This is a genomic window from Campylobacter concisus, assembly GCF_002913745.1.
Lineage (GTDB): Bacteria > Campylobacterota > Campylobacteria > Campylobacterales > Campylobacteraceae > Campylobacter_A > Campylobacter_A concisus_R.
Genome location: NZ_PPCG01000030.1, coordinates 1 through 14,159, shown reverse-complemented (window position 1 = coordinate 14,159; position 14,159 = coordinate 1). Strand labels below are relative to the sequence as shown.

15 protein-coding genes are annotated in these 14,159 nt (G+C 40.5%); 8 read left to right on the top strand and 7 right to left on the bottom strand.

Annotated elements, in window-relative coordinates:
- The first annotated feature begins 12 nt into the window (after positions 1 to 12).
- From CYO90_RS03610 to CYO90_RS03575, 8 genes are all read left to right on the top strand, one after another.
- Positions 13 to 513 carry an LPP20 family lipoprotein gene (locus tag CYO90_RS03610; RefSeq protein WP_103578470.1) on the top strand — a complete coding sequence of 167 codons (501 nt, stop codon included), beginning with the start codon at positions 13 to 15 and terminating at the stop codon, positions 511 to 513.
- Positions 489 to 881 carry a hypothetical protein gene (locus CYO90_RS03605; RefSeq protein WP_103578469.1) on the top strand — a complete coding sequence of 131 codons (393 nt, stop codon included), beginning with the start codon at positions 489 to 491 and terminating at the stop codon, positions 879 to 881. The genes CYO90_RS03610 and CYO90_RS03605 overlap by 25 nt, the downstream gene beginning before the upstream one ends.
- 12 nt (positions 882 to 893) lie before the next feature.
- Positions 894 to 2,048 carry a sigma-54-dependent transcriptional regulator gene (locus CYO90_RS03600; protein ID WP_103578468.1) on the top strand — a complete coding sequence of 385 codons (1,155 nt, stop codon included), beginning with the start codon at positions 894 to 896 and terminating at the stop codon, positions 2,046 to 2,048.
- 70 nt (positions 2,049 to 2,118) lie between these two features.
- Positions 2,119 to 3,144 carry an aspartate-semialdehyde dehydrogenase gene (locus CYO90_RS03595; RefSeq protein ID WP_103578467.1) on the top strand — a complete coding sequence of 342 codons (1,026 nt, stop codon included), beginning with the start codon at positions 2,119 to 2,121 and terminating at the stop codon, positions 3,142 to 3,144.
- Between the two features lie 93 nt (positions 3,145 to 3,237).
- Complete coding sequence (locus CYO90_RS03590) at positions 3,238 to 3,744, top strand: YqhA family protein (RefSeq protein ID WP_103578466.1); 507 nt, start codon at positions 3,238 to 3,240, stop codon at positions 3,742 to 3,744.
- Positions 3,745 to 3,836: 92 nt separating this feature from the next.
- Positions 3,837 to 4,859, top strand: coding sequence for a uroporphyrinogen decarboxylase (gene hemE, locus CYO90_RS03585; RefSeq protein WP_103578465.1), 1,023 nt, complete (start codon positions 3,837 to 3,839; stop codon positions 4,857 to 4,859).
- Between the two features lie 46 nt (positions 4,860 to 4,905).
- Positions 4,906 to 5,772 carry a radical SAM protein gene (locus CYO90_RS03580; RefSeq protein ID WP_103578553.1) on the top strand — a complete coding sequence of 289 codons (867 nt, stop codon included), beginning with the start codon at positions 4,906 to 4,908 and terminating at the stop codon, positions 5,770 to 5,772.
- Positions 5,773 to 6,597, top strand: coding sequence for a pyridoxamine kinase (locus tag CYO90_RS03575; RefSeq protein ID WP_103578464.1), 825 nt, complete (start codon positions 5,773 to 5,775; stop codon positions 6,595 to 6,597). It begins immediately after the preceding gene.
- Positions 6,598 to 7,103: 506 nt separating this feature from the next.
- On the opposite strand, the gene CYO90_RS03570 is transcribed toward CYO90_RS03575, so the two are convergent.
- Genes CYO90_RS03570 through napA form a run of 7 tightly spaced genes read right to left on the bottom strand, consistent with a single transcriptional unit; the run spans position 7,104 to position 13,703 of the window.
- Positions 7,104 to 7,445, bottom strand: a complete 342-nt coding sequence (locus tag CYO90_RS03570) for a chaperone NapD (RefSeq protein ID WP_103578463.1) — start codon at positions 7,443 to 7,445, stop codon at positions 7,104 to 7,106.
- Positions 7,442 to 8,377, bottom strand: a complete 936-nt coding sequence (locus CYO90_RS03565; protein WP_103578462.1) for a WD40 repeat domain-containing protein — start codon at positions 8,375 to 8,377, stop codon at positions 7,442 to 7,444. Before CYO90_RS03565 ends, CYO90_RS03570 begins: the two co-directional genes overlap by 4 nt.
- Entirely contained in the window at positions 8,374 to 8,841 is a 468-nt protein-coding gene (locus tag CYO90_RS03560; protein WP_103578461.1) for a 4Fe-4S ferredoxin, read from the bottom strand. The genes CYO90_RS03565 and CYO90_RS03560 overlap by 4 nt, the downstream gene beginning before the upstream one ends.
- Positions 8,841 to 9,368: a nitrate reductase cytochrome c-type subunit gene (locus CYO90_RS03555; RefSeq protein WP_103578460.1), complete on the bottom strand. Its 528-nt coding sequence runs from the start codon at positions 9,366 to 9,368 to the stop codon at positions 8,841 to 8,843. Before CYO90_RS03555 ends, CYO90_RS03560 begins: the two co-directional genes overlap by 1 nt.
- A complete protein-coding gene (napH, locus tag CYO90_RS03550; RefSeq protein ID WP_103578459.1) occupies positions 9,365 to 10,156 on the bottom strand; it encodes a quinol dehydrogenase ferredoxin subunit NapH in 792 nt (263 codons plus the stop codon). The genes CYO90_RS03555 and napH overlap by 4 nt, the downstream gene beginning before the upstream one ends.
- Positions 10,153 to 10,911: a ferredoxin-type protein NapG gene (napG, locus tag CYO90_RS03545; RefSeq protein ID WP_034901590.1), complete on the bottom strand. Its 759-nt coding sequence runs from the start codon at positions 10,909 to 10,911 to the stop codon at positions 10,153 to 10,155. Before napG ends, napH begins: the two co-directional genes overlap by 4 nt.
- A gap of 11 nt (positions 10,912 to 10,922) precedes the next feature.
- Positions 10,923 to 13,703, bottom strand: coding sequence for a nitrate reductase catalytic subunit NapA (napA, locus tag CYO90_RS03540; protein ID WP_103578458.1), 2,781 nt, complete (start codon positions 13,701 to 13,703; stop codon positions 10,923 to 10,925).
- Positions 13,704 to 14,159 lie beyond the last annotated feature (456 nt).

Genomic DNA, 14,159 nt, shown 5'->3' with positions numbered 1-14,159 from the left:
AAAAGGTTGTTTATGAAGGTTAAAATTTTATCTTTTGCTTTGATGATTGCTATTTTTGGCGGCTGCTCATTTAATGGCTTTATGGGCGAGCCAACTAGCACATCAAACCGCAACGTAGTCATCCAAAAGGTCGATAAAGACGATCTTAGAGAGGTGATGAAAAAAGAGAAGATGATATATGATAGCGCTCCAAGAGAGACCACTTTTAGAGCCACAGGCGAGGGCATAGCTCCGCTAAATTCGCTCTCATACGCTCAGTCAGTCACTCTTGCAAAAAGAGCAGCGATGGCTGATGCTTATTCGCAGCTTGCAGGCAAGCTTTACGGTGTAAAGATCAATGCTGAAGACACCGTAAGAGACGCGATGCTAAACGACTCATCTATCACTTCAAAGGTTCAAGGCCTTGTTAAAAACGCAAAGATCGTGAATGAAAATTTCAAAGACGGGCTTTATAAGGTAAATATGGAGCTTAAGATAGACGAAGATAAGTGGCGAGAAGTCTTTTCTTACTAACGATACTTTTAAATTTCGCCTTTTGCCTGGAGGAGTTTATCTTCTGGGCGAAGGTCGATACGAAAAATCAAATAGTTTCCTTTGAGGAAATTTCTTTTTCAAAGGCGATGACCCTCTCGCCAAATCCAAAACCAAAATTTCTTTGCCAGATAGATGCTTTTAAAGATGAAAACACCACAACTCTTGGCTTTTTAAATTTACACAAAGATGAAATTTTTGACTGCTTTGCTTTAAAAAAAGTGATGATAAAAAATGAGCTAAATGTCAAAAATGCACATGTCTCAAACGCTTCAAATTTGAAAATTTTGCCAGTTAGATTTATGGTGGAATTTAAGCCAAAATCCGCTATCATCGGCACACTTCAATAAAAAAGAGATCAAATGAATATCGTCATAGTAGAAGATGACATCAATATGCGAAAGTCGCTTGAGATCGCGCTTGGTGAGTACGACGAGCTAAACATCAAGAGTTACAAGAGCGCAGTTGAGGCTCTAAAAAAGCTAAGCGACGACACTGATCTAATAATCACCGACATAAACATGCCAAAGATGGACGGACTTGAGTTTATTAAAGAGTTAAACGGCAAATTTGACGTCATCATAATGACTGGAAACGCCACACTTAACAAGGCGATCGAGAGCGTTAGGCTTGGCGTGAAGGACTTTTTAACAAAACCATTTGACATCTCAACGCTATATGAGGCGATAAAAAGGGTAGAGGCGCTAAAACAAAAGACTCCAAAAAGTATAAAAAAAGTTGAAACTAAAAGCGAAAATAACGGCTTTTTAGCTAGCTCAAAAGCGCTAGAAGCCACGCTAAATATCGCGCTAAAAGCTGCAAGAACTGACGCCTCAATAATGCTTAGTGGCGAAAGCGGCGTTGGCAAGGAGGTCTTTGCTAAATTTATCCACGCAAACTCACCTAGAAAAGATGCGGCATTTATCGCTTTAAATATGGCTGCGATCCCTGAAAATTTGATAGAAAGTGAGCTTTTTGGCTTTGAAAAAGGCGCATTTACAGATGCAGCGACTACCAAAAAAGGGCAGTTTGAGCTGGCAAATGGCGGGACGCTATTTTTAGATGAGATCGGCGAGATGCCTATAAATTTACAGCCAAAGCTGCTTCGTGCTTTGCAGGAGCGCGAGATAACAAGACTTGGCGCTACAAAGAGCGAAAAGATAGACGTTCGCATCATCTGCGCTACAAATGCAAATTTAGAGCTTGCGATGAGGGAGGGCAGATTTAGAGAGGATCTTTTCTACCGCCTAAACACGATTCCGCTTTTCATCCCGCCACTTCGCGAGCGAAAGGATGAAATTTTGCCTATCGCGCAGGATGCTTTGGACAAATGCTGCAAAGAGTATGGCTTTGAGGCTAAAAATTTTTCAAAAGCAGCCAAAGAGGAGCTTTTAGGCTACGACTATCCAGGTAACATAAGAGAGCTCATCTCGGTCGTGCAGCGTGCAGCGATACTAAGCGAGGGCGATGAAATTTTGCCAAAAGATCTATTTTTGCAAGCAAGAAGTAAAAAATAGGTAAAAATTTAAGTTTTTGGCTAGTAAAATTATGCAAATTAAGAAAATTAAAAGAAACCAAGGAGAGCAGATGAGAAAATTTAACGTAGCGGTCGTTGGTGCTACTGGAGCGGTCGGCGAAGAGCTTTTTAGAGTTATGGAGGAGGTTGATTTCCCAGTTGGTGAGCTTTTGCCACTTGCAAGCGCAAAGAGCGTTGGCATGGAGATCGAATTTAAGGGCAAACACTACAAAGTAAAAGAGCTAACCGAGAAAGTTTTTAGCGAGCACGAGATCGATATCGCATTTTTTAGTGCAGGCGGCTCAGTTTCAGAGAAATTTGCCAAATTTGCAGCTGACAGTGGCGCTGTTGTCATCGATAACACCAGCCATTTTAGGATGGATAAAGATATCCCGCTAGTTGTGCCTGAGTGTAACCCAAGTGACATTGCCATGTGGAAAAACCGCGGCATCATCGCTAATCCAAACTGCTCAACCATCCAAATGGTTCAAATTTTAAAGCCCCTAAATGACGCTTTTGGCATCAACAGGGTCGATGTTTCTACCTATCAAGCAGCAAGTGGCGCTGGCAAAGAGGGCATGGAGGAGCTTGTTGTTCAGATGCAAAAGTTTTTTGAATTTAAGCTTGATGAGTGCGAGCCAAAGGTCTTTGCGCACCGCCTAGCGCTAAACGTGATCCCACACATCGACGTCTTTTTGGATAATGACTACACAAAAGAAGAGATGAAAATGGTCAATGAAACACAAAAGATCCTTCACAAAGATATCGAAGTGAGCGCAACTTGCGTGCGTGTGCCAGTGCTTAGAAGCCACTCTGAGGCGATCACTATCCATTTTGACAAAGACGTGAGCGCAGATGCGGCAAGAGAGGTTTTAAACAAAGCTCCAAGTGTCGTCGTAGTCGATAATCCGGCTAAAAAAGAGTATCCGATGCCTACTATCTCAAGCGATACAAACGAGACTTATGTTGGCAGGATCAGGGTTGATAACTTTAGAGCAAATGTGCTTCACCTTTGGTGCAGTGCCGATCAGATCCGCGTAGGAGCTGCGACAAATGCCGTTAGGATCGCACAAAAATGGATAGCGATGCAGGAGTAGTTTGCATTAAAATTAATTGCGATTTTGCACCTAAATTTTAAGGAAAAAACTATAAAATACACCCTTTTTTAAATTTCACAAAAAGGGTTTTTATTGCGTAAAATATTCGAGAGAATTTTGCTTGCAAGCAACAGTTTCACGCTTTTTCCAGTAGTCTTTGGACTTTTAGGTGCGATCGTGCTTTTCATCATCGCAAGTTATGATGTCGGCAAGGTGCTTTTAGAGGTTTATAAATATTTCTTTGCTGCAGATTTTCACGTTGAAAATTTCCACTCAGAAGTCGTTGGCGAGATAGTTGGAGCGATCGATCTTTACTTGATGGCGCTTGTTCTTTATATATTTAGCTTCGGAATTTACGAGCTTTTTATCTCAGAGATCACACAGCTAAAGCAGTCAAAGCAGAGCAAGGTGCTTGAAGTGCATTCACTTGATGAGCTAAAAGACAAGCTTGGCAAAGTGATCGTCATGGTTTTAATCGTAAATTTCTTCCAAAGGGTGCTTCACGCAAACTTCACAACTCCGCTTGAAATGACCTATCTTGCGGCTTCTATCCTAGCGCTTTGCCTTGGACTTTACTTTCTTCACAAGGGAGATCACTAAAATTTTAAGCGTTTTTACGCTTAAAATTTCTCCTACATCTTTTCTTTAGCTATTTTTAGATAATATCCATTTAAAAATTTAAAGGAAATTTGATGATTTTCATAGACGCTTGCCTTAAAAAACCGACCCCATATACGCCTGTTTGGATGATGCGCCAAGCTGGTAGATATCTGCCAGAATATATGGCTGTAAGAGCTAAAGCAGGGGGCTTTTTATCACTTTGTAAAGACTATAAAAAGGCTAGCGAGGTCACGCTTCAGCCAGTTGATATTCTTGGCGTTGATGCGGCGATTTTGTTTAGCGACATCCTTGTTGTGCCTCTTGAAATGGGCATGGATCTGCGCTTTGAAAAGGGCGAGGGACCAGTTTTTACAGATCCTTTGCGTGATAAAGCCGCACTTGACGTGCTAAGTATCGAAAAATCGACTAAAAATTTAGCATACGTCTATGATACGATCAAGCTCACGAGAGAAAATTTAGCCAAAGATAAGGCGCTCATTGGCTTTTGTGGCGCACCTTGGACGATAGCTACATATATGATCGAGGGTGGTGGCAGTAAAACTTATGCGATCTGCAAAAAAATGCTCTATCAAAATCCAGAATTTTTACATCAAATTTTAGAAAAAGTGACGCAAGCTCTCATCCTTTACGTCAAAGAGCAGATAAGAGCAGGCGTAAATGCCGTGCAAATTTTTGATAGCTGGGCGGCTGCACTTGAAGAGCAGGCTTATTTTGAGTTTGGATTTAACTACATTAATAAAATAGTTGATAGTGTTAAGGCTGAATTTCCAGAAATTCCAGTCATCGTTTTTCCAAAAGGAATAAGTGGCTATCTGGATAAAATTTCAGGAAAATTTGACGTTTTTGGCGTTGATTGGAGTACGCCGATCGAGCTAGCAAAAGAAAAACTTAGCCCAAGATACGTCCTTCAAGGCAATATGGAGCCAACAAGGCTATATAGCAAAAAGGCGATAGATGAAGGTGTGGATAAAATTTTAAGCACGATGAAAGGCACGCCGCATATTTTCAATCTTGGTCATGGAATTTTGCCTGATGTGCCAGTTGAGAATGCAAAATATTTTATAAAACAGGTACAGACAAAAAGTGCAAGGTAGCAAGCCTTGCATCGTCTTTGGACCGATAAATTCTCGCCGTTTTGGCATGAGCCTTGGTATAGATCTAAGCCCTAAACAAAAATCATGTAATTTTGACTGTGTTTATTGCGAGCTAAGTGGCGCAAAGACTGTTGAAACAATAGAAAATCCGCCAAGTGTTGATGAGATCATAAGCGATCTAAAAGAAGCTTTAAAAGCTTATCAAAATATCGACGTCATCACGCTTACAGCAAATGGCGAACCAACTCTTTACCCACACTTAAAAGAGCTGATAGCAAAAGTAAATGAGCTAAAAGGTAGCGCAAAAACACTTATTTTGAGTAATGGCTCAGGCGCGAGGGATCAAAAAATTTGTGAAGCCTTGCAAGGGCTTGATATAGTGAAATTTAGCCTTGATAGCGCGGTGCAAAGCACATTTAAAAAGATAGACCGCAACAAAAGCGGTATAGAAGTTGGCGAGCTTATAAAAGCAATGGCTAAATTTCGCAAGGAATTCGCTGGTGAGCTTGTGCTTGAAATTTTGGTTGTAGCTGGATTTAACGACAAAGAAGAGGAATTTATAGCACTCAATGCTGCGATAAATGAGATAGCTCCGCACCGAGTGGATATTGGCACGATAGATCGCCCACCAGCTTATAATGTAAAGGGTGTAGACGCCAAAAAACTAGAGGAGCTAGCCAAGCAGATAAGTGGCGTACCGGTTAATATAGCTAAAGCTCACAAAATAGAGCAAAAGTATAACTTTAGTGAGGAAGAAATTTTAGAAATGCTAAGGCGTCGTCCGCAAACTATCGCAAATGTTGAAGAAAATTTCTCAGAGCACTCAAAGCAAATTTTAAACAAGCTCTTGCAACAAGATATGGTTTATCTAGCCGATGTTGCTGGGGTAAAATTTTACAAACTAAGAGCATAAATGAAAAGAATCCTTACAATACAAGATATCTCGTGTGTTGGTAAATGCTCCCTTACTGTCGCGCTTCCGATAATTAGCGCTCAAGGCATTGAGGCGTGCATATTGCCTACTGCGCTACTTTCGACTCACACTGGCTTTAAAAATTTCACATTTCGTGATCTGACTGATGAATTTGACGCAATAACACGAGTATGGCACAAAGAAAATATCGCATTTAATGGAATTTATACTGGATTTTTAGGCAGCTTTAGCCAGCTTGAGCTGATAGAGAAAATTTTTAATGAGTTTAGTGGCTCTGCTCCACTAATACTTGTAGATCCTTGCATGGGCGACAATGGCAAGCTCTATCACGGATTTGATGAAAAATTTGTTATGAAAATGCGTGAACTTTGCACAAAGGCTCACGTCATCACGCCAAACATAACTGAAGCAAGCTTTATGTGTGGGATGCCGTTTTTTGGCAGTGACTATACGCAAGATTATATTTTAGAGTTGCTTGAAGGCTTAGCTAGCTTTGGAGTTAGAAAGATTGTGTTAAAGGGCATTAGATACAAGCAAAATGAATGTGGCATCATAGCTTACGACGCAAAGACAAAAGAGAAAGTAGAGTATTTTCACGAATTTTTACCATTTCACACAAGTGGCACAGGAGATATATTTGCCTCTGTGCTTTTTGGCTCGCTAGTAAATGGCGAAACGATAGAAACTGCTATAAAAAAGGCAGCAAATTTTGTGCTTGAGAGCATCAAGATCACGCTACAAGATAATAACCGTACGTGGTATGGTGTGCAGTTTGAAAAATCGCTTAAAGATATTATTATTTAATAGTGGTGATCTTTATTTGATAAAAAAGCATTTATTTTTCAATATATTTATTCTTTAATAATTTAATTATTGTCAAGTTTTTCTATTACTAGCGAATAGTTATTTTTATATATGGCGTATATTTCGTGCGGTTCGATTAAGCCTTGAGTGAATTTTTATTATTAGCTTTAAAAGATTTTTATCTAAATTTTATTGTATAGTTTTAATATTATATTAAAAATTGTTCTTTAAATAAAGAGAGTAAAAGTTTTAAAACTACTTTGATAAAATTTACTTACAATCGCGATTTTATTAAGTAAAATTTGAGCCTCTTTACCTTTCTTTTATAGATTTTTGATCAGACCATTTTAAATTTTTATAAAAGAAAATATTGCGATTATAAATTTAATAATTAGGCTTTGTTAAAATAATTTTTAGTAGATTGCTAAGGCGACCGAGTAAAATTTAAAAATTTACAAAACCTATCAACATATTGATTAAATTTCAAACCAAAAGGGAGTTAAATTTCACCTCACCTTATAATGCACGCTACCGCCGTATGCGATATCTTCGGCTTTTACGTCATCGCTTGTCAAAATTTCGCTTATCTTGCCGTTTGCTTCAAGTCTCTCTCTATTCTCCTGAGCGTCTTCTTGATAGCTATAAACCATCGCAACGCTCACCACGCCGCTAATGTCCTCTATCATCTTAAAAACTCTGATCTCATCTTCGATGCTCTCTGAGCTAACGATCACCACGATCCTATCTTCTGCGTCAGTGATGATCTCGCACTCTTTTAGCTTGCTTATCTCGCCTTTTACGCTCTCATTTTTATTATCCGTATAGACTATCAGGCTTGAAATATTCATCTAACTCTCCAAAATAAAATTTTCTTCTCATAAGCAGAGGTTACGACCTCGTTGTCGCTTATGAAAACTATGCTATTTATCGTGCTTTGACCAGTTTTTAGCATCGCGATCTTATCCAAAGTGACGCTATCAACCAAATTTACATCACTCATCTCATCGCTCATATACGCTGCGATCTTGCCGTCACTACTAAGCCCCACACCATAAACCAAAAAGCCAGTGTTTATCTTTTTTAGCGTCCCAGCTGAGAAGATGCCAGCGATCCTGTCGGTGCCTCCGCTGATCAAGACACCATTTTTATAGGCGATGTCGTAGATATTATCAGTGTGGATGTCTAAAATTTTGTCCATCTTTTTAGTATGAACGTTGTAAAAATAGACCTTGCCACTCTCGCAAGCGATCGCTAAAGTGCCTCTATCTTCGCTTATCTCCATGTCTGAGAGCATTGCGATTGATATCTTAAAACTATCATAAATTTCGCCACTTTTTAGATTTAAAAAGTAAATTTCATTGCTGATTGAGGCAAGTGCTATGTGCTCATCATCTAAAAATAGCGCCTTTTTTGTCGCTTGATTAGCCATTTTTATGCTTCTCATCTGCCCATTTTCTCTTATATAAAGCACCTTTGTAGCGTAGTCGCCCTCGCTTAGGATGAGCATCTTGCCATTTAGTTCATCGACATTTAAAATTTTTGGCCTTTCATGGTCGCTAACGTAGGTTTTTATATCATCCATTTTGATGATCTCATCAAATTTAGACTCTTTTGGATCGTAAATTTCAACCGTGCCACCATCAGTTGCGATAAAAAGTTTGCTATTTATCAGCGTGGTATTAAGCACATTTGCACTAGCTTCTATCTCTTTAATAGGCGTCGTGATCTCATTTGCAAGGACAAAATTTAGCAAGCAAAAAAGAAAAAATAAAACTCTCATAAAGCCTCCATCTCAAGCGAATTTTTAAAACAAACATCAAAACACTCGCCGCAGCTTACGCAATTTTGATTGATTATAGGGCGAAAAACACCAAGAAACTCAACCGCTTTAAATTTACAAGCATCAAGGCAGTTGTAGCAAATCGTGTCATTCCACGCTAGGCAGCTAGCGACGTTGATGCTAACTTTAGCGTTTATGCTCTTTGGCGAGTTTAAGCTTAGTGTCACGTGAGCGCTACTTTGACAAGCCTTCGCACACTCCTCACAAAAGTCGCAACCTAGCTTTTTAACTTTAAAAACAACTCTTTCATTTTCAAAGCTAAGAAGCTCTTTTTCACAGGCACTTACGCAGCTAGCCTCACAGCCAGCGCAGTCAAATTCGCCGCTAAAAAAGGGTGGATCTATAAATTTGGGAGCAGGTTTTGCCCCCAAAATTTTGCTAAAAAGCTCTCGCCTGCTTTGCATTACTTAACGCCGTCATTTAAAACGTCTAGTAAATTTGACTTATGTGAGCCGTTTTTATCTCTAAAGTCAGGCTTAAATTTATTGCCAACAAGCTGGGTTACGCCATTTTGTTGCTCGACGTGGCAAGTTGTGCAGTTATATCTCTCATCATCAAGCTTGCCTGCAAGATCTTTTTTATTTCTGATGTCATAAAGGTGAGAAGCAGGGATAGGAGTTGCTCCGCTATCTTTTGCAAACTCAGGCATGTGGCAGGTTACGCACATATTTGAATCTTTTGTGATAGGCACCAAACCCTCAGTGTCGTGTGGGATAAATGGAGGTGCATTTTCAAAAGATCTGTCAAATCTCTTTGCCATACCTGCTGGCTCTTTTGTGTAGTTGATGTCTTTTAAAACAACGTCTTTATCATCTAACAAATCGACATTTCTAAGTCCGATCTGCGAATCACTAATGCTTGTATTGTTCAATGCACATGCCGCTAAAAAGGCAGCGCATAGTGCTCCAAGCGCCATTATTTTCATTTTCATTTTTCTCTCCTTAAATTTCTAATACTAAAATTTAATGCCCCGTCGCCGCAAACGTCGATGCATCTACCGCAGCTTACGCACTCGCTTGAGCTAACCGCGCGGCTCTCTTTGCCGATCATATCTAGCACTTGCACCTCTGGGCAGACGAGCTTGCACTTCATACATTTTGTGCAGGCATTTGCGTCGTGTTTTACTCTGATGAGTGCAAATTTTGATATCACCGCGTAAAATGCACCAAGCGGGCAGACGTGTGAGCAAATTCCGCGCTTTAGCACGAACATATCAAAGGCAACTATGCCAAGGGCGATGCCAATGGCGCTAACTGAGCCATAGATGATGCCACGCTGGATGATGCCAACAAAGCTAATGCTCTCAAAAGCTGGCACTGACAGAGCAAGGCTTAGGATAAGAGCAAGCGCTAGCAAGTAGTAGCGCAAATTTTTACTTACGTTTAAAATTTTCTCACCCTTAAAGCCAAATTTCTCTCTTAGCTTGTAAGCAATGTCGGTTAGTAAATTTACTGGGCAAACCCATGAGCAAAATGCTCTTGGAGCGATGAGCGCGTAAAATGCAAAGACGATGATCGCGCCGATTGCCGCATTTATGCCTACGCTAAAGCCTGCTAGTAAAATTTGAAGCACCGCAAATGGATCGCTTAGTGGAATTTGTCCAAAAAGCAAAGATGAGCTTAAATTTCCGCTAAGTATCTTAACTCCATAAACATTTCCTAGGATAAATAGCACTAGGATAGAAATTTGAGTTATTCGTCTTAAGATTAAAAATTTCATAGCTCACCACCATTTAGATAGTCAGTCGCCTTTTTGATGTCGAGCTTTATCTTGCTGTCGGCATCATCCACGCGCCTTTCATCTTCTTTTACCCAGCCTTTGACGTAGTTATCGCCAACTTTGCCAAGCACAACTTCGCGGTTTAGCACGGTAATGGCTGCTTTTTCGGTGATACAGGCTCGCTCGCACACGCCGCATCCTGTGCAGATATCGCTATCAACAACTGGTAGCAAAAACGCATGCTTTTGCGTCCTTTCGTTGCGGCGATACTCAAGATACAAGGCCTTATCTATGAGCGGACAGGATCTGTAGCAAGCATCACACTGTATGCCCCAGTATGCCACGCAGTTTTTCATATCGACCACTGCAACGCCCATTTTGGCTTTATTTATGTCTAGTTTGCCAGCTGTGCTTACCAAATTTGCATCCAGCGCACCAGTCGGACAGGCTGGCACGCAAGGGATATGCTCGCACATATGACAAGGAATTTTTCTAGGCTCAAAATAAGGCGTACCGACACTTATACCATCTTCAAGAGTAGCAAGTTTTAGCGTATCAAATGGACAGGCCTCTACACAAAGCCCACACCTAATACAGCTTTTCAAAAACTGCTTCTCCGCTTTCGCACCAGGCGGTCTAAGAAGTACAAGCGGTGAGGCTTTGGCACTAAGTGACCATATAAAGCCTCCGCCAAGAGCTAAGATCGCTGCCTTAGCTCCAAATTTCAAAGCTTCACGCCTACTTGAAAATTCCATATCAGCCACTTTTATGCCTTGTAAATTTTAACCGCGCACTTTTTATAGTCTGTCTCTTTTGAGATCGGGCAAGTAGCGTCAAGGCAGACTTTATTTATAAATACGTTTTCGTCAAAGAAAGGCACATAAACAAGACCTACTGGCGGCTTATTTCTACCTTTTAGATCTACTCTTGCTTTTACCTTGCCACGGCGTGACTCGACCCAAACGATCTCATTTTGAAGCACGCCAAGTTTTTTAGCGTCATCTTCGTGCATGTAGCAAAGTGCCTCTGGGACGGCTCTATAAAGCTCAGGAACACGCATAGTCATCGTACCTGTATGCCAGTGCTCTAGGACACGGCCAGTACATAGCCAGAATGGATAATCTTTGCTTGGCATCTCGCATGGATCCATGTAAGGGCGGAAGAAAATTTTTGCTTTGTTTGCAAGAGGAGTTTTCTCTTGATTTTTTACGCCTTTTAGATCGCCTGTTGGAAGGGCTGCGTTTTTGTTGCCGTAGAATGCAAATTTATCATTTGGAGCAGCTTTTTTCGCGTATGGGTCAAATTTAGTGTTAAATCTCCACTGAGTCTCTTTGCCATCAACTACCGGCCATCTTAAGCCTCTTACTCTGTGGTAAGTGTCAAAGTCAGCTAGGTCGTGACCGTGACCAACGCCAAATTTTCTATACTCTTCCCAAAGATATTTGTGGATGAAAAATCCATATCCTTTAAATTCTTTACCATCTGAGCCGATCACCTTTCTGCTATCGCCAAAGACTTCTGTATTGTCATAGTTTTCCATGATCGGATCGTTTGCGCTAAATTTCTTAGCATCTTCATTTGCAAAAAGCACGTCAAATAGCGTATCTTCTTCGCTATATCCCATAGCTTTTGCAGCTTCAAGCACGCTTGGAAGTGTTACTTTGTCATTTAGTTTTTTCTCGCCCCAAACATCTTTTAGCTTAAAGCGCTTACTAAACTCAAGCATCTGCCAGATATCAGGCATCGCTTCGCCAACAGGGAGCACTTGCTGTCTCCAGTGCTGTGTCCTTCTCTCAGCATTACCGTATGCGCCCCATTTTTCGTAGATCATCGCAGTTGGTAAAATAAGGTCAGCTACTTTTGCAGAAATTCCTGGATAAGGGTCGCTTACGACGATGAAGTTGTCCATTTCGCGAGCAGCTTTGATCCAGTGGTTTGCGTTTGCAGTGTTTTGCCATGGGTTATTTACTTGAACCCAGATAAATTTAACCTTGCCATCTTCAAGATCACGCATCATTTTTACATAGTGTGAGCCTGGTACGGCATTTAGCGTGCCAGCAGGTAGTTTCCAAAGTTTTTCAGTGATCTCTCTATGTTTTGGATTGCCAACAACCATATCAGCTGGCAAGCGGTGAACAAATGTTCCAACCTCTCTTGCAGTTCCACACGCACTTGGCTGGCCAGTTAGAGAAAAGGCGCCTGAACCTGGGAGTGCTTGCTTGCCAAGCAAGAAATGCACCATATAAGCTTGCTCGTTTACCCATGTGCCGCGTTGGTGTTGGTTAAAGCCCATAGTCCAGAAACTTACAACTTTGCGGTTTTTCTCGATGTAAAGATCAGCAAGTGCTTTTAGTTTTTTCTTAAATTCATTGATATCTTCGTTTGGATCGCCTTTTGCTACCTTAGCTGTAAAGTCAAGCGTGTAAGGCGCAAGAGCTTTTTTAAACTCTTCAAATGTTATTTGCCAGTGATCGCCAGCTTTTGCAGCGTTTTTGTTTTCTAGCGTATCGCCAGCTTTTAGGCCAAGATAAGAAAGTGTAACGCCCTCAGCCTCGCTTAGCACTTTTGATTTTTCAGTCGCAGCTGTGTCTAGCTCGCTTGGAGCATATTTTTTGTGGTGGATGTCTGGACGAAGACCATATCCAATGTCAGCTGGCCCAGCTGTGAAGACGCAGTGCTTTTTAACAAATTCTTCATCTATCATCTCAGGGTGGTTATAGACTATCTCACGAGCGATGTAGTTCCAGATAGCAAGGTCAGATGACGGAGCAAAAATGATCTCGATATCGGCTAAATTTGATGTTCTAGTTGAGTAGGTGCTTAAATTTACGACCTTTACTCTATCAGGATCGCTAAGCTTTCTATCGCTCACGCGCGCCCAAAGGATCGGGTGCATCTCAGCCATATTTGCGCCCCAAGCTATGACAGTATCAGTTAGCTCGATGTCATCAAAGCAGCCTGATGGCTCATCGATACCAAAAACTTGCATAAAGCCAAGAACCGCACTTGCCATACAGTGTCTTGCGTTTGGATCGATGCTGTTGCTTCTAAAGCCACCTTTCATAAGCTTAACTGCTGCGTAGCCCTCTGGGATTGTGTATTGACCAGAGCCAAGCACGCCAACGCCGTGAGGTCCAAGCTCGTCATAAGTCTTTCTAAACTGAGCTTCCATCACGTCAAATGCTTGTTTCCAGCTTACTTGTTTAAATTTACCTTTTTTGTCAAATTCGCCCTTTTCATTTACACGTAAAAGTGGATGAGTTATCCTATCTTCGCCGTACATGATCTTAGCGTTAAAGTAGCCTTTGATACAGTTTAGACCGCGATTTACCGGTGCTTCTGGATCGCCTTTTACAGCTACTATCTTGCCATCTTTTGTAGCAACCATGATGCCACATCCAGTTCCACAAAATCTACAGGCAGCCTTATCCCAACGCCAGCCTTTTTCAGCTTCGTTTGCCGCACTTAGCGAGCTTGGCACAGCGATACCGGCACTAGCACAAGCAGCACTAGCTGCAGCACTTTTTATGAATTCTCGTCGATTCATTTTTTCTCCTTAAAAGATTTAAACAGATTTAAGAGATATTACCCTCATTAAACTTATTTACCACTGATTTACATAGATAAAAATTTTAATAAACTTAAGATATATAATTACATATTAGTTTAAGAAAATTTATAAAAATAGCCCATTATAAAAGAAGTAAGATGATAACTTAAAGCAATTTTTTTACATAACTATAGGTATTTTACAAGTAAATCTTAAAAAAATAAATTATAAATTTATTTAAATAGTTGAGTAGAAAAGTAACACATATAATAGGATAAAAATTATGTTTTATTTGGTAAATAGTGTAAATTTTATTAAATATCTTAATTATTTTTACAAATTAAATTTAACCCCCCCCCTCAAGCATAAACTTGAGGGATATAAATGGGGATAAGGGGATGACTTTACTCTAGCTTCGTCTCACAACTGTAAGCAGAGCGTAAATCAAGTCCT

Bases quoted from the DNA above. Each gene is read 5' to 3' on its own strand.
- CYO90_RS03610 (WP_103578470.1), top strand. From the start codon at position 13: ATGAAGGTTAAAATTTTATCTTTTGCTTTGATGATTGCTATTTTTGGC.
- CYO90_RS03600 (WP_103578468.1), top strand. From the start codon at position 894: ATGAATATCGTCATAGTAGAAGATGACATCAATATGCGAAAGTCGCTT.
- CYO90_RS03595 (WP_103578467.1), top strand. From the start codon at position 2,119: ATGAGAAAATTTAACGTAGCGGTCGTTGGTGCTACTGGAGCGGTCGGC.
- hemE (WP_103578465.1), top strand. From the start codon at position 3,837: ATGATTTTCATAGACGCTTGCCTTAAAAAACCGACCCCATATACGCCT.
- CYO90_RS03580 (WP_103578553.1), top strand. From the start codon at position 4,906: ATGAGCCTTGGTATAGATCTAAGCCCTAAACAAAAATCATGTAATTTT.
- CYO90_RS03575 (WP_103578464.1), top strand. From the start codon at position 5,773: ATGAAAAGAATCCTTACAATACAAGATATCTCGTGTGTTGGTAAATGC.
- CYO90_RS03570 (WP_103578463.1), bottom strand. From the start codon at position 7,445: ATGAATATTTCAAGCCTGATAGTCTATACGGATAATAAAAATGAGAGC.
- CYO90_RS03565 (WP_103578462.1), bottom strand. From the start codon at position 8,377: ATGAGAGTTTTATTTTTTCTTTTTTGCTTGCTAAATTTTGTCCTTGCA.
- CYO90_RS03560 (WP_103578461.1), bottom strand. From the start codon at position 8,841: ATGCAAAGCAGGCGAGAGCTTTTTAGCAAAATTTTGGGGGCAAAACCT.
- CYO90_RS03555 (WP_103578460.1), bottom strand. From the start codon at position 9,368: ATGAAAATGAAAATAATGGCGCTTGGAGCACTATGCGCTGCCTTTTTA.
- napH (WP_103578459.1), bottom strand. From the start codon at position 10,156: ATGAAATTTTTAATCTTAAGACGAATAACTCAAATTTCTATCCTAGTG.
- napG (WP_034901590.1), bottom strand. From the start codon at position 10,911: ATGGAATTTTCAAGTAGGCGTGAAGCTTTGAAATTTGGAGCTAAGGCA.
- napA (WP_103578458.1), bottom strand. From the start codon at position 13,703: ATGAATCGACGAGAATTCATAAAAAGTGCTGCAGCTAGTGCTGCTTGT.